General features: G+C 62.5%; 17 protein-coding genes and 1 pseudogene. 2 read left to right on the top strand and 16 right to left on the bottom strand.

Annotation, left to right across the window (positions count from 1 at the left end; translation table 11 throughout):
- Nucleotides 1-11: 11 nt before the first annotated feature.
- The 10 genes and pseudogenes from MacB4_RS10295 to aroA all read right to left on the bottom strand — a co-directional run.
- A complete protein-coding gene (locus MacB4_RS10295) occupies nt 12-1,694 on the bottom strand; it encodes a cbb3-type cytochrome c oxidase subunit I (RefSeq protein ID WP_206863729.1) in 1,683 nt (560 codons plus the stop codon).
- 12 nt (nt 1,695-1,706) lie between these two features.
- Entirely contained in the window at nt 1,707-2,201 is a 495-nt protein-coding gene (locus MacB4_RS10290; RefSeq protein ID WP_206863728.1) for a cytochrome c oxidase subunit II, read from the bottom strand.
- A gap of 124 nt (nt 2,202-2,325) precedes the next feature.
- Complete coding sequence (locus tag MacB4_RS10285) at nt 2,326-2,589, bottom strand: hypothetical protein (RefSeq protein WP_206865048.1); 264 nt, start codon at nt 2,587-2,589, stop codon at nt 2,326-2,328.
- Between the two features lie 168 nt (nt 2,590-2,757).
- Complete coding sequence (gene rpsA / locus MacB4_RS10280; RefSeq protein WP_206863727.1) at nt 2,758-4,431, bottom strand: 30S ribosomal protein S1; 1,674 nt, start codon at nt 4,429-4,431, stop codon at nt 2,758-2,760.
- 84 nt (nt 4,432-4,515) lie between these two features.
- On the bottom strand, nt 4,516-4,677 hold the full coding sequence (locus tag MacB4_RS10275) for a hypothetical protein (protein ID WP_206863726.1): 162 nt from the start codon (nt 4,675-4,677) through the stop codon (nt 4,516-4,518).
- A 48-nt stretch (nt 4,678-4,725) separates the two neighbouring features.
- Nucleotides 4,726-6,834 (bottom strand): ferrous iron transport protein B, encoded by a 2,109-nt coding sequence (feoB, locus tag MacB4_RS10270; RefSeq protein WP_206863725.1) that lies wholly within the window; start codon nt 6,832-6,834, stop codon nt 4,726-4,728.
- A gap of 3 nt (nt 6,835-6,837) precedes the next feature.
- Nucleotides 6,838-7,227: a FeoA family protein gene (locus MacB4_RS10265; protein ID WP_206863724.1), complete on the bottom strand. Its 390-nt coding sequence runs from the start codon at nt 7,225-7,227 to the stop codon at nt 6,838-6,840.
- A gap of 108 nt (nt 7,228-7,335) precedes the next feature.
- Complete coding sequence (locus tag MacB4_RS10260) at nt 7,336-7,938, bottom strand: lysophospholipid acyltransferase family protein (protein ID WP_206863723.1); 603 nt, start codon at nt 7,936-7,938, stop codon at nt 7,336-7,338.
- Nucleotides 7,939-7,957: 19 nt separating this feature from the next.
- Nucleotides 7,958-8,662, bottom strand: a complete 705-nt coding sequence (gene cmk / locus MacB4_RS11410) for a (d)CMP kinase (RefSeq protein ID WP_370569419.1) — start codon at nt 8,660-8,662, stop codon at nt 7,958-7,960.
- A 48-nt stretch (nt 8,663-8,710) separates the two neighbouring features.
- A pseudogene (gene aroA / locus MacB4_RS11405) lies at nt 8,711-9,994 on the bottom strand (3-phosphoshikimate 1-carboxyvinyltransferase); the annotation flags it as partial.
- 331 nt (nt 9,995-10,325) lie between these two features.
- Between aroA and MacB4_RS10250 the strand changes: the two are divergent.
- Nucleotides 10,326-10,670: a hypothetical protein gene (locus MacB4_RS10250; RefSeq protein WP_206863721.1), complete on the top strand. Its 345-nt coding sequence runs from the start codon at nt 10,326-10,328 to the stop codon at nt 10,668-10,670.
- Nucleotides 10,671-10,693: 23 nt separating this feature from the next.
- Here the strand turns inward: MacB4_RS10250 and MacB4_RS10245 are convergent, their stop codons facing one another.
- Both MacB4_RS10245 and MacB4_RS10240 read right to left on the bottom strand, forming a co-directional pair.
- On the bottom strand, nt 10,694-11,815 hold the full coding sequence (locus MacB4_RS10245; RefSeq protein ID WP_206863720.1) for an enoyl-CoA hydratase/isomerase family protein: 1,122 nt from the start codon (nt 11,813-11,815) through the stop codon (nt 10,694-10,696).
- Between the two features lie 130 nt (nt 11,816-11,945).
- The gene (locus MacB4_RS10240; RefSeq protein ID WP_206863719.1) at nt 11,946-14,081 is read right to left on the bottom strand and encodes an amylo-alpha-1,6-glucosidase; all 2,136 of its coding nucleotides are present in this window, start codon (nt 14,079-14,081) and stop codon (nt 11,946-11,948) included.
- Between the two features lie 179 nt (nt 14,082-14,260).
- On the opposite strand from MacB4_RS10240, the gene rpe reads away from it, so the two are divergent.
- On the top strand, nt 14,261-14,980 hold the full coding sequence (gene rpe / locus MacB4_RS10235) for a ribulose-phosphate 3-epimerase (protein ID WP_206863718.1): 720 nt from the start codon (nt 14,261-14,263) through the stop codon (nt 14,978-14,980).
- 56 nt (nt 14,981-15,036) lie between these two features.
- On the opposite strand, the gene MacB4_RS10230 is transcribed toward rpe, so the two are convergent.
- From MacB4_RS10230 to MacB4_RS10215, 4 genes are read right to left on the bottom strand one after another with little or no spacing between them, the layout of a single operon-like run.
- Nucleotides 15,037-15,948, bottom strand: a complete 912-nt coding sequence (locus MacB4_RS10230) for a hypothetical protein (protein WP_206863717.1) — start codon at nt 15,946-15,948, stop codon at nt 15,037-15,039.
- On the bottom strand, nt 15,945-16,673 hold the full coding sequence (locus MacB4_RS10225) for a hypothetical protein (RefSeq protein WP_206863716.1): 729 nt from the start codon (nt 16,671-16,673) through the stop codon (nt 15,945-15,947). Before MacB4_RS10225 ends, MacB4_RS10230 begins: the two co-directional genes overlap by 4 nt.
- Nucleotides 16,565-17,170, bottom strand: a complete 606-nt coding sequence (locus MacB4_RS10220) for a hypothetical protein (RefSeq protein ID WP_206863715.1) — start codon at nt 17,168-17,170, stop codon at nt 16,565-16,567. Before MacB4_RS10220 ends, MacB4_RS10225 begins: the two co-directional genes overlap by 109 nt.
- Complete coding sequence (locus MacB4_RS10215; RefSeq protein WP_206863714.1) at nt 17,164-17,922, bottom strand: hypothetical protein; 759 nt, start codon at nt 17,920-17,922, stop codon at nt 17,164-17,166. Before MacB4_RS10215 ends, MacB4_RS10220 begins: the two co-directional genes overlap by 7 nt.
- Between the last annotated feature and the right edge of the window lie 31 nt (nt 17,923-17,953).

Genomic DNA, 17,953 nt, shown 5'->3' with positions numbered 1-17,953 from the left:
CAGTCTCGCGATCAATACCCCATAAAGGGGGGAGCGCTGAGCGTGGGGGGGAAATGGGTCAGGAGGAACGGCCCGTAGACGAGCGCTACCAGGACCAGCGAGAGAAACACCCAATAGGAGATCTTGTCGAGGATGAGCTGATTTCCCATGGGGGCGGCGCCTTGCACGGTCGAGGTGAACGGCAGATCGATCACCGAGCGAGTCTTCCGGCCGGTCAGCAGGGTCATCCCCAGAACAACGAAGAAGAGAGCGGCGGCCACGAACATCAGGGTGCCGCCGATCGCCGTCAAGGCCCCCGCGAGCTTCCATCCGGGCAAGGGGGCGTAGTTGATCAGCGAGATCGCCGTCCGCCGGGGCATTCCCAGCAACCCCCCTGAAATTTCTCCTCGCGCAAAGATCAGCACTCCGACGAAATAGAGCCAGGATTGCCCGATAGCCAGCTTCCTGCCCCAGAGCTCCCGACCGGTCAGGTAGGGGATGAGCCAGTAGGCGAGCCCGAAATAGGAGAGGGCGACGGCACTCCCGACGGTCATGTGGAAATGGCCAGGAACGAAGGTCGTATTGTGGATCATCCGGTTCATGTCCACGCTCGCATTCATGAGCCCGGTGATCCCGCCCGGCAGGAAGGTGATCATCGCAAGCACCTGGGCACTCACCGACGGATCTCCCCACGGCAGGTGCCAGAGCCAGCCGAGCATCCCTTTCCCCCCTCGCGCCCGCCCGCCGATCTCCAAGGCGTACATTACCGAGAAAGCCGTCAGCAGGCTGGGAAAAAAGATCGCGAAGGTGAGAATACCGGCACTCCATTTGAAATATCCGGAGATGCCGGGATCGACATACTGGTGATGGAAGCCGACCGGCATCAGCACGATAAACAGAATGAACGCGATCCGCGCAAGCGTGTCGCTGAAGAGCTTCCCGCCGACTTGCCGGGGGATCATCGTGTACCAGGAAACGTAGAGCGGGAGGAGCCAGTAGTAGACGATCTGGTGGCCGGTGAACCAGAAGAGGGCGCGGCTCAACAGCGGGTCGGATCCCGGAAGAAGGTTGAGGGACCACGGGAGGAGGAGGCCGAGCACCTCGATTGCGACCCCCATGGAGGCGATGTCCCACATCACGTAGGTGGCAATCGAGACGAAGGCCAGCAGGGGAATCCGCTCTCCCCGGTGCTCCTTCTTCCACGCCGAAAGAGCCAGAAGCTGCGCGGCCGAGATCACCCAGGTGCTCAAGACGAGCAGCACCGCCCCAGCGTAGAAGGTCCACTCTGCCCGAAGCGGAGGATAGAAGGTGTAGAGCACGCTCGCCTTCCCGGCGAGGATCGAGTACCCACCCAGGACGCTGCCCGCCACAAGCAGCCAGAAGGAGAGCGCCAGCAAGAAGCCGTTCAGGTGCCTTCCCAAGCTGCGGGCGACCGTCAGAGCGAGCCAGCTGTTTGCCGCCGCGAAGGGGAAGACAAAGACGTTGAGCACCGCGTGAAGGGTGAGCCCTTGATAGTAGGTACGCATCCCGGGAAGGTTGCTGAAGATGTTGATCCCCCCGTAATTGAGTCCCTGGACGAAACCCTGGAAGACGCCCACCGCGAGTGCCGCGAAACCGAAGAGGATGCTCCACAGGAGGTACCGCCGATGACTCTCCGGCAGGGTGTATCCCGAAGGGTCCTCCACAATCGTTACTCTGGCCTCGGTCAGGGGCATGGCGATCTCTCCTTACTTGACTGTGAGCGTCCCAGTCATCTGGTGGTGGAGCATTCCGCAATACTCATGGCAGATCATTCGATACTCCCCCGGGCGGGAGAATCGGTACTGCTGCTTCCCGATCTGGCCGGGCAGGAGCATGAGGTTGACGGTCGTCCCGGGGATGTAGAGGCCATGGTCGATATCGATCGAGGTTCCCCAAAAGGTGACCTCCGCGCCGACCGGCAGCTCGATCGCACCCGGATTGAACATCCAGGCCTGCCCCAGCAGCACCACGTCGTAGCGGTTGGGCCCCGTCTGGCGCACGCCTGGCTGGTCGAACGGCTTGGTCCGGGCGACGGCGGCAAAGAGCGTCTCCCCCTTCTTGGGGACGATCTGCCCATCATTGCCCGGCACCACGATCGCCAGGACCACCGAGGAATAGGCGATGGCTGCAATGAACGAGACGAGCACGATGACTGACAGCCAGATGTATCCTTTTTCCAGCCTCTGGGCGAGCGTCTCCATGCGGCCCTCCTAGCGCGTCACCATTTCCTTGTAGAGGTAGGCCCACATGCCTGCGAGCACTACTAGAAAGAGAATGAGAACGAACATGGTACCCAGGGGAGGCGGGACCTCCTCTGGCATCGCCTTAGCCTTCTCCGCTTCGTCCTGGTTCATCGCTGGCCTCCGAGTATCGAAGAAGGAACCGGCCGAAGAGGCCGGCCAAAAGGAGGAAAAATCCCAAGCAGAGAAGCGAGCCGATCCCGGTGCCAAGCCCGCCCCGGGCTTCCAGAAAGGCGTTGAGAAATCCCCATCCCCAGAACACGACGGGCGCCGTTACCAGCAAAAACAGGACCAAGACCCCGACGAGCCTGCCCTCCTTCTGCCCTTCGCGCACCGCGTGCTCCGGCATGAAGGCATGTTAGTACAACCGGGAAGAGTGAACAAGCACAAAGATTACCCACCCCCGCTACAGCTTGCTCTGGCGCTTCGCTTGCGGCCGGACGCGGGAGCATCCTCCGCGATGAGAATCTCCGACCTCAGGGCTCACTGGCTCCGGGCGAACGCTTCCCGGAACGCTTCAGCTTCGCCGGGAATCGCCGGGGCGATAGTCCTCCTCGGCGCGCGAGAAAGCATCCTCCATCGAACCGAGCTCCTCACCAGAACGAGAAAGATCCATTCTCTCCCGCTCCTTCTCGAGCTGCTCATCCGAATAGGCCAGCGCCTTGATGGAAAGACCGATCCGCCTTTCCTCCTGCTCGATCTTGATGATGCGGGCCTGGACCTCCTGCCCCACCTTCAGGACATCCTTCACCTTGGCGATCCGGTCGTTGCTGATCTGCGAAATGTGAACCAGGCCGTCGATCTCGCCATCCAATTGGACGAAAGCGCCAAAGCTGGCGATCTTGCTCACCTTTCCGGTGACGACCTCCCCGACCTTGTATCGGGAGGCGAGGCTCTTCCAGGGATCTTCGGAGAGCTGCTTGACCCCGAGAAGGATCTTTTGATTCGGCCAGTCGATCTCCAGCACCTTCGCCTCGACCGGATCCCCCTTCTTGTAGACCTCGGAAGGGTGATTGATCTTTCGCGTCCAGGAGAGGTCATTGACATGGACGAATCCGTCGATTCCTTCCTGGAGCTCGACGAAGATCCCGTACGCCGTGAAGGTGCGAACGGTCCCCTTCACCGTCGATCCGACCGGATATTGATCGGCAATCTTCTCCCAGGGATTGGTCTCCAAGGCCCGCAGGCTCAAGGAAATCTTCTGCTCCTCCCGATTGACGTCCAGGACGACGACCTCGACTTCCTGCCCGACGGAAAGAAGCTCGGCCGGGCGGGTAATCCGTTTCGTCCAGGACATCTCCGAGACGTGGACCAGTCCCTCGATCCCGGGCTCAAGCTCGACGAACGCGCCGTAGGCCGTCAAGTTCGTCACCTTCCCCTGGATCTTCGATTGGATCGGGAACTTCTCGGCGATCTTCTCCCAGGGATTTTCGGACTTCTGCTTGAGACCCAAGGAGATTCTTTCCTTTTCCCGGTCGACATCGATGACCATCACCTCGATCTCCTGCCCCACGGACAAGAGCTCCGAGGGGTGGGAGAGACGTCGCCAGCTCATGTCGGTGATGTGCAGAAGGCCGTCGATCCCGTCCAGGTCGATGAACGCCCCGAAATCGGTGAGGTTCTTGACGGTTCCCTTGACCACTTGGCCCTTTTCCACCGTTTCAAGAAATCGGGCGCGCTTTTCCGCCCTTTCCGCTTCCACCAGCTCCCGGCGGGAAAGGACGACATTGCGCCGTTCTTCGTTCAGCTTGACAATCTTGCACGTCAAGGTCTGCCCGTCGAAGTCGCGCAGGTTCCTGGGAGGGGTGATATCGATCTGGGAGGAAGGGAGAAAGGCTTCCACCCCGACGTTGAGCATCAGCCCGCCTTTGACGATTCCACGAACCTTCCCGTCGACCGTGCCGCCAGCCTGGAAGATCTTGACGACCTTGTCCCAATTCTGCTTCTGAGCGGCCTTCTGCTTGGAAAGAACGACGTTCCCGTCCTCGTCCTCGAGCTGCTCGAGAAGCACCTCCACCTCGTCACCGACCTGAACCGCCGCCGGGTCTTCGAACTCTTCCAGCGGGACGATTCCTTCCGACTTGTAGCCGATATCGATCAAAACCGTCTTTGGGCTCTTTTCGACGACCCGACCCTTTACCAGACTTCCTTCCGCATATACCGGAAGAGATGCCAATACTCCGTGCTCCATAGCTTCCAATTTCCTTGTCTTAAAAAACCTTCGTGAATCCGGACAGGGTAGCTCCCGCCGCCGGCGATGCTTGAGATCCGCGGGCTATGCCTTTTCCGATCCCGGCTTTTCTGCCGGCTGGGCGGGCGAGCAGGAGCCGCAGCAGTTCTTCCGCCTCCGCATACCGCGCACGAGATCCCGCGCTACATAGAGGAGGCTGGCTCCAACCAGGAGCAACGCCACCCACTGCTGCCAGTTTCCTTCCACCTTTCTTTCCTGTCGTCCCTCTCGCCCAACGGCCACCGCAGATCCAAGCTAGAGGCCGATTGCCCGGCCCGCCTGATAAACGGCCAGACATACAACATAAGCAAAGAGGGTCATATAGCCAAATTGAAAAAATGCCCACCTCCAGGAACCGGTCTCCCGGCGGACGGCCACCACGGTGCTGAGGCACTGAAGGGAAAAGACGAAGAAGAGCAGAATCGTCACGCAGACCAGCTGCGTGAAAACGGGGCGTCCATCCGGCCAACGATCGGCCAGCAACGCCTGCGAGAGCGTCACCGGCCGGGCCTTGCCCTCCCCATCCGATTGGCCCGCGTAGAGAACTCCCATCGTGCTGACAAAGTTCTCCCGGGCAGCCTGTGCGCTGATCAATCCGATGCCGATCTTCCAGTTGAACCCCAGAGGCCGAATGGCCGGTTCGATGCAATGGCCGATCTGCCCGGCGAAGCTCCCCGCGAGCTGCGCCGATCGGTCTCCGTCCGAGCGTTTGGGATAGGCGGTCAGCCACCAAAGGATCACCGAGATGGCGACGATCGTGGTCCCCGCCCGGCGGAGAAAGGCGCCCGCTCGGGAGAGCATCTGCGCCGCGATCGTTCGGAGCGAAGGCCGGCGATAGGGAGGCAGCTCCAGGACCAGAGGGGTCGGTCGGCTCCGGAAGAGGCTCTTCTTGAAAAGCCAGGCGAACCCGAAAGCGGCCGCCAATCCCAGGAGATAGAGCACCATCACGATGCCCGCCTCGGCGACTCCGGCGCCTCGGCGCCCTCCAAAGAACGCGGCGATCATCAGCACATAGACAGGAAGCCGCGCGGAGCAACTGGCAAAGGGAGCGACCAGGATGGTGACCATCCGATCCCGAGGATCGGAGAGCGTTCGGGCAGACAGAATGCCGGGAATCGCGCACGCATGGCTCGCGAGCAGCGGGATGAACGCTCTGCCTTGTAGCCCGACCCGGCTCATCACCTTGTCCATGAGAAAGGCGGCGCGCGCCATGTAGCCGCTCTCTTCCAGCAGGCCCAGGAAAAAGAAGAGGACGAGGATTTGCGGGAGAAACACGATGACGTTTCCGGCTCCGCCAATGACCCCATTGGCCAGCAAGTCGCGCAGATCTCCGGCCGGCAAGAGCTTCTCGATTTTCGCGGCCAAGGCCAAGAAGAGGCTGTTGATGGCATCCTTCGGGCCCGCACCCATCTGAAAGACGGCGAGGAACATGGTTGCCATGATCCCGAGGAAGATGAGCCAGCCCCAGAAAGGATGGGTCACCCAGCGATCGAGCCAGTCGGCGACGCTCTTGGCCATCACCGGCGATTTTTGGAAGACGCCCGCGGTGAGCGCGCGGATCTCCCGTTGCCGCGTCGCGATGGTTTGCTGGCGCCAATCCGGCAGCTGCCGTTCCAGCCTTTGCTGTTCCTCTCGCAACGAAGGCAGGAGATGGGTAACGGCCAGGAGCTCGGCCAGCCGCTGGGGATCTGGGGCACCCAGGACCAGCGCGCAGAGCGCCCTCCGCTCCGCCTTCTCCGCCGGAAAGTCGAGAGTAATGCGCGAGAGAGACTCCTCGACCGCCTCCGGAAACCGCCGGCAGATGGAACGGCTCGGAGCGATCTGGCGCGAGAGGGCGGCGCGAAGCTCGATCAAGCCTCTTCGCCTCGATGCCTGGCACGGAACCACCGGGCACCCCAACCTTGCCGAGAGAGCGGCAACATCGAGGCGATCCCCCCCTTCCTCGAGCAGATCCATCATGTTGAGCGCGACGACCGCAGGAAGACCCAAGTCGAGGACCTGCGCGACCAGGTAGAGGCTCCTCTCCAGATGCGTCGCGTCGATGACACAGATCACCGCGTCCGGCACAGGGGTGTCGGGCCGCGCTCCGAAGAGAACTTCGCAGGTGATCTCTTCATCCGGAGCGCTCGGCAGCAGCGAATAGGTGCCCGGAAGATCGATCAGCTGGCACTTCCGGCCGTGGAGGTCGAAGAAAAACCCGATCTTCTTCTCGATCGTCACGCCGGGATAATTGGCGACCTTCTGCCTCAGCCCGGTCAGTGCATTAAAGATTGTCGACTTGCCGCTGTTCGGGTTTCCCACCAGCGCTATGTTCGTCGGCTCGGCGAGCCGAGCAGGCTCTCTAGCTCCGGGTGCGGGCTTCATCCCCTATCCGACGGCTCCGCCGCCTCTCTTTCGGAGAAAGCGGTTCAGGATCCGGCAGAACAATGTCCCTTCCCCAAAAGGAGAGTGGCAGGGATCGATCCCGGAGGACCCGTCCTCCTTCCTCGATTCTCCAGGAGCTACAGTGACGAAGATCCGCTGCGCCAGGGCCGCGCTCAGGCCGACGCGCGCGCCGCAGACCAGGCAGACGGTCATCGTACCATGGGATAGCTTTACGAGCTCCGCCCGCTGGCAGAAGCCCATCTCGTGGAGCCGGTACGACTCGCACGGACTACCCGCCACCGAATGGATCCAGAGTTGGGCGCCGACCGACGCTTCTGACAAGGGAAATGCCTGCGGTACGACCTCCAGTGGTTGTTCGGGAGGCAAGCTCATTGCGAACAATCTAAGCCCTCACCTTTTCTTCTCAAGTGAAATTCCAACCGGGCTCCCGCGCCTGGTCCCGACTCCTTTCCCCGCCAAGGACCCCGATTCCGCCACCTTCTAGCGGAGCTCGCCGATTCGTCGGATCATCTCGTCCGCAAGAGAGCGGTAGTAGTCCTTTTTCGCTTCTCCCTCGTCGATCGGTCGGGGCGGATAGGGGGATCCGATGACGACACGGATTGGAACCAGGCGCGGGAAGCGGGAAGAACGGGGCAAGGCTTCGAAGGAGCCAAAGACGCGCACGGGCAAAATGGGGACCCCGGCCTGAGCCGCAAGGAAGCCGGCTCCCGGTTCCGCCGCCTGTAAGCTTCCATCGGTGCTTCTCGTCCCCTCTGGAAAGATCAGTACGCCCTGGCCCGCAGCCAAAAGACCGAGAATCTTGCGGAGGGCGGCGGGTTCCGGGCGCTCCCGCGCGGTGGGAATGGTGTTCACGCTGGTCAGAAGCGCCGCCATCGGGCCCCGGAAGAGCGAGCGCCGGGCCAGGTAGTAGATCTCCCGCGGCACCACGGACCCCACGGCCACCGGGTCGAGGTAGCTCGCGTGATTCGAAACGAGAAGAAGTCCGCCCGAGGGCACCCGTTCCACGCCCTCCCCCCGCAACCGGAAGAAGAGTCGCAGGCAGGCTTTCACCATCGCCCGCGCAGCGGCATACCAAGGCCTCATGGGCAAGAGGGTGTGCCGATCATGGAACGGAGGCGCCTTCCGGCACCGGAAATCCCCGCTTGCGCAGCTCGTCGAGCATCCGGCGGACCACCTCTTCTACGGTCATCTCGCTCGAATCGAGGAGCACGGCATCCGCCGCCCGCCGCAGCGGAGCCGCCTCCCGAGAGCGGTCTTCCCAGTCCCGCTCCTCGATCGAATCGGTCTCTCCCTGATTCTGCCTCCGCTGCTCGCGAATCTTCGGATCCGCGTCGACGTAAAACTTGAACCGGGTGGCCGGAAAGACGGCCGTTCCAATATCTCGGCCCTCCATCACGAGCGACCGGTCCTCGGCCAAACGGCGGAAGACCGGAAGAAGCCTTTCCCTGAGCCACGAGGAGGCGGCAACACGGGAGACCGCGGCATTGACAGCCGGGCTCCGCACCTCCTCGCCCGGCTCCTTCCCATCGACCTGGACATGGAGCTCGTTTTCGTCGATCCGGCACTCGATCTTCATCTGCCGTACAGCCGTCTTGAACGCCGACTCGCGATCGAGCTCCAGCCCTTTACGGACCAGGCTCCAAGTGATCGCCCGGTAGACCAGTCCGCTGTTGCAATAGGCGATCCCCAGAACCTGCGCGAGCGCTTTGGCCACCGTACTCTTCCCGGAAGCGGAGGGACCGTCGATTGCAACCACGGGGTGCTGCGGGGCGCCCTCGGGCGCGTTCCGTTCGGAACGAGACTGCATCCACGGCAGATAGCCCTTCCAGTCAGTCGCGGCCGGGGAAGCGGCCTGGCTCAGCTTTTCCAGGTGCCGGGCAAAGCCGGGATATGAGGTATCGACGCATCCCACATCATCGATGCGGCTCCGCTCATCGGCCCGGAGGGCCAGGATCGAGCAGGCCATCGCCACGCGATGATCTCCGAAGGACTGGACGCGCGCCGCGCGGATGGGATGCCCGCCCTCCACGACCATGCCGTCGGGGAGCTCATCCACTGGAACTCCGAACCGCCGAAGGTTCTCCACCATGCACCGGATCCGGTCGCATTCCTTGACACGAAGCTCTTCGGCCCCGCGGATGTAGGTCTCCCCCTCGGCCAGCCCGGCGATGGCCGCCAGGACCGGCAGCTCGTCGATGAGATTCGGGATCTCCTCTCTTTCGATCCGAGTGCCCCGCAGCTTCTCTCCTCGAATCAGAAGCGAGCCTCTCGGCTCCCCGTCCCCCGGGGCGTCGACCACGCTCTCCTCGATCTGCGCACCCATGCGCAAGAGCACCTTGAGGAGACCGGTCCGCGTGGGATTCAAGCCCACGCCCCGGATCCGGACCTCTGACCCGGGAATCGCCGCCGCACCAGCGATCCAAAAGGCGGCGGAAGAGAAATCGCCGGGGATGACCAGATCGCGTCCTTCCAAGGACAGGCCCCCTTGCACGAGAATCGCCCGCCCCTCCCGCAGGGGGCGGAGCCCGAAATGCGCGAGCAAGCGCTCCGTGTGATCCCGCGTCGGGCTCGGTTCCACGACCCGCGTCATCCCTTCCGCCATCAACCCGGCCAGTAGGAGGCAGGATTTTACCTGGGCGCTGGCCACGGGCAGCTCGTAGTCGATCCCGTGAAGCCTTGCGGGCTCCAAGGCCAAGGGCGGGGTTCCCTTCTCTCCCTCCGCCCGGATCTGCGCTCCCATCCGCTCCAGGGGTTCGATTATCCTCCCCATCGGACGCCTCGAGAGAGAAGCATCCCCCAAGAGCCGGGAGCGGAACGATTGCCCGGCAAGAATTCCGGCGATCAGACGCATCATCGTCCCGGAGTTGCCACAATCGATCGCTTCTCGGGCCGGAGAGAGGCGGTGCGTGCGGTTTTCGATCGAGAGAGTGCTCGGCTCCTGAACCTCGATATCGACGCCAAGAGCCTGAAAGGCGCGCAGGGTGCAGAGGCAATCCTCGGAAGGAAGGAAGCCTGTCACCTCCGTCGGTCCGTGGGCGAGCGAAGCCAACATCACGGCCCGATGAGAGATGCTCTTGTCCCCGGGCACCGCAATCTCCCCGGCCAATCGTGCGGCCGGCTCAACCGAAAAGCTCTTCATCCCTCATTGCTTCCTTCTTCCCGCAAACCCTGTTCCCTTCCCTCCGCAATCGCGGCAAACGACCATCCGGGGGACCCAGCTCGCGCCACCCCACGCTCGGGCCTGCACCCGCTTTACTGGCGGCTCCAAAGCGTGGTCAACAACAAAAGCACCGCCGGTCCTGCCGATGCCTGGAGCCGATCCCCCCGGGGGTCCGGCCGAAGAGCGAGCCGCAAGAGGAGATTTCGTTCACCGCTTCGTCTTTTCCCTTGCCTTCCCCGGTGCGTTTTGCGCCATCTTCGGAGCCCGGCCGCCTGCATTCGTTGATCCGTCCGCAGCGGAATCCGAACCCATGAGAATCGGAGCCCTCATCGTCGGCCTCCTCGGCGGACTCACCTCTGTCGCCTACGGCCTGCTCGGCTACGGCTTGGCCTGCCTCGCCGAATCGGGCTATCCCGCCTCCGCCACGGGGGTGAAGATCCTGAGCATCGTCGTGCCAATCGCAGCGCTGATCGGGGCCGGGATGGTTGTGGCGAGGCCTCTGCTCGGCGGATTGCTCATGGGAGCGGCCGCCGGAGTCTTCCTCTGGCTGTTGGGCTTCAACGCGTTCAGCCTCATCCCGGTGGTGCTTCTGGGTTGCGGGGCCTTTCTCGGGATCCTGGATGCGCTCGATCCGGGCAGGAGGCAAGGAAAATAGGATTCCGCCTCGGGAGGGGAATTTCAGAGATCTCTCATGGGGTGCTCTTCCGGGCGCCAAGGCGCCTCGAAGTGCTCTTCCACCTTGTGCGGCGAAACCTCCCCGATGCTCCCGTCGCTCCACTGAGGCTTCCGGTCCTTGTCAATCAAGAGGGCGCGAATCCCTTCCGGAAAGTCAGAACGCATCGCGCACTGGCACGCGACGGTCGTCTCCAGCCGGATCACCTCCTGGAGAGACATCCGGGTCGTCCTGCGGGAAAGCTCCCAGATCAGCCAGGCGGAAACCGGACAGCCCTCCGCAAGATTTTCCGCGCCCTGGGTAAACCAGGGATCGGTCGACACCGGCCCATACGCGATCTTGCCGGCAATCTCTTGCAAGGTCTCCCCATCGGTAAGAGATTGAATCCGATCGAAGTCGAGCCGGGTCCGCGCGGGAGGGATCGAGCCCCGCCAAGGACGCGCCCATTCCCGGAGCGATCGGGAGAGAAGCAGGCGGTCCTCATCGGCTCGCCCGGTCCAGGGAAGGTTCGGGAGTCTTTCCTCCAAGACCGATGCTCGCTGCTCGGCGGGCAGAAAGGCATCGGCCAGCTTGAGGAAGAGCGCATCGCCCGCCTGAACGGGGAGTCCGGTGAGGGCCAGGAAGAGGCCGATCCGGCCGGGCATCCTGCCCAGGAACCAGCTTCCGCCCACGTCGGGAAAGAGCCCGATCGAGATCTCCGGCATCGCCAGGCGGCTCTTCTCGGTCACCACGCGGTGACTCGCCCCGGCCAGAAGCCCGAGCCCGCCGCCATACGCGATCCCATCACCCCAGCAGAGAATCGGCTTGGGGTAGCCATGGATCTTCGCGACGACGCGGTATTCCCGGATGAAGAACCGGCCGGCGTAGCCCGCGTCCCCCGACCGGATTGCCTGATAGATTCTCCGAAGATCCCCTCCCGCGCAAAACGCCCGCTCTCCGCTGCCGGAGAGCACGATGCAGGCAATCCCCGGATCATCGGCCCACCCGGAAAGGGCCGTGTCGAGAAGCTCGGCGCTCTCCAGAGAAAGGGCGTTGAGCGATGACGACGGATGCAGCACGACACAGCCGAGACGCGCTCCTCCGGTCGCACTCCTTTCCTCGATCCAGACCGACCGATCGCTGCTCATCCGACCGTTTGCAATAATTCCTCGCGGCTCCGCTGCGCTGTTTTGGCTCTATCTCACCATTCGCCTCCCGCTCGCCAGCTTTTTTCTCCCACTCGGATGAGCCCAGCCCAGCGATGCACTTCCTTCCGAGCTAGTTCACGAGGACGACCGACACGCTGCCTCGCCGGCGGACGACATTCATCGCCACGTCCCGAATGTGGGAACGAAAAAGCACGTCGACGGAAGCCTTCTTCAGGAGAAGACCGTGGAGAAGGAGATCTTCCACCTGATCCGGAAGAACCGGCTTGGCAAATCGAATCTCCCCTCCTTCGGCATCGAATCCGATCCCCAGGCAGGCCGCCAGGAGCGCGAAGAGGCTCCCACTGGCCCAACCCTGGGGACGGCAGGCGATCGGATACCGTACCGGCGGGGAAGCCGGCCGCCGGGGAAAGCCGCAAAAAAGCTCCGGGAGACGGTGATCTTCCAAGTAGTCGAGCGTGCAGAAGAGACCCTCTGCCAGCTTGCGCAGCTCGGCCGAAAAGCCATAGCGGGCCAAGCCGAGCGCGATGAGGCTATTGTCGTGCGGCCAGACCGAACCATTGTGATAGGACATCGGGTTGTAGCGGGGAGCGCCCTCGGCCAGCGTGCGGATCCCCCAGCCACTGAAAAAGGTGGGCCCGAGCAGCAGCTCCGCTACGCGACGAGCCCGGGGGGGAGAGGCGATTCCGGAAAAGAGGGCATGACCCGCATTGGAAGCGGCAACGCGGCAGGGTTCCTTCTTTCCGTCCAAGGCCAGGGCATAGGTGCCGAGATCCTCGCACCAGAAAGCCTCTTCGAAGCGCTCCCGCAGGCGCTCCGCCTTCCGCCGCATCTCCTGGGCTGACTCCCCTTTTCCCAAGACGTGCGCCAAGTCAGCAGCACTCATCCATGCCGCATAGGCGTAGCCTTGCACCTCGCAAAGAGCGATCGGCCCTTCGGCGAGCGTCCCGTCCGCATGAAAAACCGCATCGTCGCTATCCTTCCAGCCTTGATTCCAAAGTCCCTGTCCCTTCGGAGGCCTCGGATACTCGAGAAAACCATCTCCGTCCCGATCGCCCCGCCTCTCCATCCAGCGCAACGCAAGCTCGATGTGCGGCCAGAGCCGTTCGATCAGCGGCTTGTCCCCCGTCCGTGCATAGAAAGCCCCCGCCAGCAAAATGAAGAGAGGCGTCGCGTCGATGCTCCCGTAATAGAGGCCGAAGGGGACATCCCCGATCGCCGCCATCTCCCCCTGCCGCATCTCGTGCAGGATCTTCCCCTCCTCCTCCCCCGTCGCCTGATGCGCCGCTAAAAAGCGAAGGACTCCCTGCGCGAGGTGCGGATCGAGCCAGAGGTACTGCAAGGCCGTGAGGATTCCGTCACGTCCGAAGACAGTACTGAACCAGGGCACTCCCGCAAAGGGATAGAGCCCTTCGCGCGTCGGAGTCACCAGCATCTCGAGATCGGCGCGGGCCTGATCGATCCAGTCCTGGATATGCTGATCGGTCGTCCGGACTCCCGCACAGCCCAGATAGCGGCGCAAGCGTCCGGCCCTCTTGCGGGCAGGGCTCGGCATGCTCCGGATGAAGAGCTTCGGCTCTGGCTCGGCGAAGCACTCCACTTCCACCTCGAGCTTCCGCTCCTCGCCCGCCCGCAAGGGAAGTCGATAACGGGCAATCTTCGCCCCCAGCTCCGTCGGCGAGGGGGTGAAGGTGAGACGGGTCGTCCGCTCGACATGGTCAACCCCCTGATATCCCAGGATCACCGCCGAGCCGCGAATCCGGGGCTTGCTCAGCCTCCCCCGCCGCGAACGGTTCTTCCCCCTTACCTCGAAGACATCGGCAAAATCGGCTTCAAAAAGCAGATCGCAATCAAGCGTAACCGAAGCAGCGCCATAATTGTGAAGCCAGAGCTCCTCTCGGAAGCCCCCATCGTAGATCCGCTTCCTCCGAAGCACATGGATCGTCCGGCTCGGGAGGACGAGTCGTCCGTCCTCCTCGTGAAGGTCGACATTGGTCAGGTCGATGCTGGCCCCGGCCTCGAGCCCGCCCACGTGGGAGCTGAGCAGCAGGGGCTCTCCTCGTCCCAGCAGGAACCGGAAGCGGGAGAGGAAACGGGTATCCCCGCGGAAGAGACCTTCGGCCGGCCGCATCCGGGCCTCGGCATCTCCCGCGGGACTGAACACCCCAAAGGTATCGCCTCGCTTCAGGACCAGGGCCTGGTCTTCCATGAGCTTCTTCGGCGTCCCGATGGCGAATTCGCTATCCACGGCTCCTCGATCAACATGCGCAGGCCGGTCGCGAAAGCGCAAGGGTGGGATAGGCGATGCAGGCGCTTTCCCCGAATGTCTCTCGCTGGTGGCTCAAGAAAGAGCTATTCTCCAACGCAGAAGAGCTGCTACTGTTGGCATTTTCACGCATCCGCTCGGATGCCCTAAGGAGGAACGAGATGACACCATCAGGGGAAGCGGGACGGCAGGGCAAAGGAGACCACCTCGTGAAGCTGGCTCCATCGATTCTGTCCGCCGATTTTGCCCGCTTGGAAGCCCATGCCCGCGAGGCGCTCGAAGCGGGAGCCGACTGGCTCCACATCGATGTCATGGACGGACATTTCGTCCCGAACATCACGATTGGCCCCCTCATCGTGGAGGCCCTCCGCCCTCTACGGGCCGAGACCGGAGCTTTTTTGGATGTCCACCTCATGATCGAGAAGCCGGAGCGGTACCTGGCCGACTTTGCTCGCGCGGGGGCCGACATCATCACGGTGCATGTCGAAACCTGCCCCCATCTCCACCGGACGGTGCAGGCGATCCACGAATCAGGAGTGAAGGCGGGGGTCACCCTCAACCCGGCCACGCCCCTGGTTGCTCTCGAGGAGATCCTCCGCTACGTGGACCTGGTGCTCATCATGTCCGTGAACCCGGGCTTTGGAGGGCAGCAATACATTCCCACCAGCACGGACAAGATCCGCCGGCTGCGCCGGATGCTCGATGAGATCGGCTCCGACGCCTGGCTCGAGGTCGATGGCGGCGTGAAGCCCGAAAACGCGGGAGAGATCGTCCAGGCGGGAGCAGACGTCCTGGTCGCGGGTTCCGCGGTGTTCAAAGGCAAGACGGCCGCCAACGTCGAGCGCCTCTTGAGCGCGGTCGCCACGGCGCACGCGGTTTAAAAGCAAAAGCTCTTGCGCCTGAACCGATCCATCCGGAGGCGAAGGAGCGGCTTTGGCTACCGGCCTCGGCCTCGATCCCGGTAACGGGATGGATCGACCCGACAAGAGCTCTGCACCCAGGGCTGATAGGGGCTAAGCTCGCTTGGCCGGATAAAGTTCCCATCAAACCCGCCGGGCGCCGGCTCCTCCTCAAGCCGCTCCTTTTCCTCAAACGAGAGCGCTACGTTCGCCCACTCCCCCTTCTCATAGTAGTCACGGTAGGTGCTGTTGGGATCGGTGCTCGGGTGGAGATGATCCCCGATCCATTGGCCAAGCTGGAAGTCTGCGCCTTGCCTTGTGATCATCACCTTTTGCATCTGCTCCCAGGAGCGATTTCCCCTCTGCACCACCTCGTTCCCAAGGAAGCGGAGCGCTTCGTCTGCCTCCGCCTCCAGCCGCCGGTCTCCCCGCTGCTTGGCGGCACTCTTGGCCTGACGGCAGCAGATGATCCGCGTCATCTCGGCATGGCCCTCGTCGGTCAAGTCCTGGTTGACATTCCAGGCAACACAGCCATCCTCTGTCGCCTTCTCGATCCCGAAGCCCAACCTCTTCCCCAGCTCGGCCCCCTCCTTCCCCTTGCCGACCAGGTTCCCTACCCAGCGGCCCACCTCCTTGGGCGCCTCGATCTCCAATCGCTCCAGCTCATGCGCGAGATCCCCGTCGACCCGAGGCGGGTGATAGGTGGCATGGCCCAGCTCATGAAAGAGAGCCGCGGCGACCGCTGCGGGATTCCCCTTGAGCTCGGGGTCGATCGCAATCACCCCTCGGTCGCCATGGCGAATGGTGTAGCTCCCGCCTCCCGGCACACCCCAGTCGATTTCGTACTTATCGGCCTGTTGGAAAAGCCACCGGCCATGCGGAGAGAGGTTCACGATCTCATCGACCGCTTCCCCAAACTTCGTCCTTACCTGCTCGGATGGATGGATCATTTGGCGAAGGGCATTGCTGATATCCCAAGATAGCCACTGACCAGCGGGCGGGGGAAGGTGACCTCCCTAAGCTCCGGGTCTCCAAAATAGAGCTCGACCTCATCTTTCTCCCTTTCGTAGACAAAACAGGGATTCTTGGCCGTGATCCCTTGGGGATAGTAGAGCTTTCCATCCTTGACCGAAATCGGCGAAGAATCCCAAAGCACGCCCGGGAAGCGCCCAAGATGGTGGAGCATTGCGCTTTTGCGGATCGGCAGCACCTCGGGCCGAAGGACAAATCGGATCCAGAGTGTCTCAAAATTCCGGTGGTAGTCACAGACGATTTCCTTCCAGGGACCCGAGGGCCATTCGACCACGCCAACCTCCTTTACCTTTGCATCCTCATCCATCCCCTTTTCCATCAGCGGTCCTTGGCGCTTGAGCTCCTCGATCCCCCTTTTACGGATAAATTCCTCCTTGGGAGTGAGCCGGCGGAGTCGGACGCCAAGGATCTTTTCCACCGCTTCCAGGCTTAAGGGCCGCTTCTGGCGCAGGAGCTCAATCCAATCAAAGAAGTCGTCGGCCGTCATGGGCGCTCCTCGGCCCGAGAAGATTTCGTGGACGCGTTCGATCGAGATCATCTTCCTCGGCGGATGAGTGACCCAATAGGCACCCAGAAGGGCGGCCGCCAGAAGCCCCATGCCCCCCACCATCCAGAGCCACTTCGGGGAACGGACGGATGCCATCGGCTGGAGAAGAGTGGCCTTAGGCTAAGGAATGTCTTCTTATTGTCAAGACACCATTGCCGCGCCAGGCGACACGGGCCCCAAAAAGGAGTAGCAACACAGCCATCCTCTGTCGCCTTCTCGATCCCGAAGCCCAACCTCTTCCCCAGCTCGGCCCCCTCCTTCCCCTTGCCGACCAGGTTCCCTACCCAGCGGCCCACCTCCTTGGGCGCCTGGATCTCCAATCGCTCGAGCTCATGCGCGAGATCCCCGTCGACCCGAGGCGGGTGATAGGTGGCATGGCCCAGCTCATGAAAGAGAGCGGCGACGACCGCTGCGGGATTCCCCTTGAGCTCGGGGTCGATCGCAATCACGAATCTATCGCGATCCGTGTAGCTCCCGCCTCCCGGCACACCCCAGCCGATCTTGTACTTATGGGCCTGCCGAAAAAGCCACCGGCCATGCGGAGAAAGGTTCACGATCTCATCGACCTCTTCCCCAAACTTCGTCCTTACCATGTTCGGATGGATGGATCATCTTCATCTTTAGCGAAGGGCGATGCGGATATCTCAACGCTGCCGCCGACCAGCGGGCGGGGGAAGGTGATCTCCCTAAGCTCCGGATCTCCAAAATAGAGCTCGACCTCATCTTTCTCCCTTTCGTAGACAAAGATGGGATTCTTGGCCGTGATCCCTTGGGGGTAGTAGAGCTTCCCATCCTTGACCGAAAGCGGCGAAGAATCCCAAAGCACGCCCGGGAAGCGCCCAAGATGGTGGAGCATTGCGCTCTTGCGGATCGGCACCACCTCGGGCCGAAGGGCAAATCGAATCCGCACAGCCTCAAAATCCCGGTAGTGGTCACAGACGATTTCCTTCCAGGGACCCGAGGGCCATTCGACCACGCCAACCTCCTTCACCTTTGCATCCGCATCCATCCGCTTTTCCATCAGCGGCCCTTGGCGCTTGAGCTCCTCGATCCCCTCTTCACGGATAAATTCCTCCTTGGGAGTGAGCCGGCGCAGTCGGAAGCCAAGGATCTTTTCCACCGCTTCCAGGCTTAAGGGCCGCTTCTGGCGCAGGAGCTCAATCCAATCAAAGAAGTCGTCGGGCGTCATGGGCGCTCCTCGGCCCGAGAAGATTTCGTGGACGCGTTCGATCGAGATCATCTCCCTCGGCGGATGAGTGACCCAATAGGCACCCAGAAGGGCGGCCGCCAGAAGCCCCATGCCCCCCACCATCCAGAGCCACTTCGGGGAACGGACGGATGCCATCGGCTGGAGAAGAGTGGCCTTAGGCTATCGG

This window comes from Methylacidimicrobium sp. B4 (assembly GCF_017310545.1).
Taxonomy (GTDB): domain Bacteria; phylum Verrucomicrobiota; class Verrucomicrobiia; order Methylacidiphilales; family Methylacidiphilaceae; genus Methylacidimicrobium.
The sequence above is the reverse complement of the archived record's forward strand: the minus strand, read 5'-3'. Positions and strand labels throughout refer to the sequence as shown.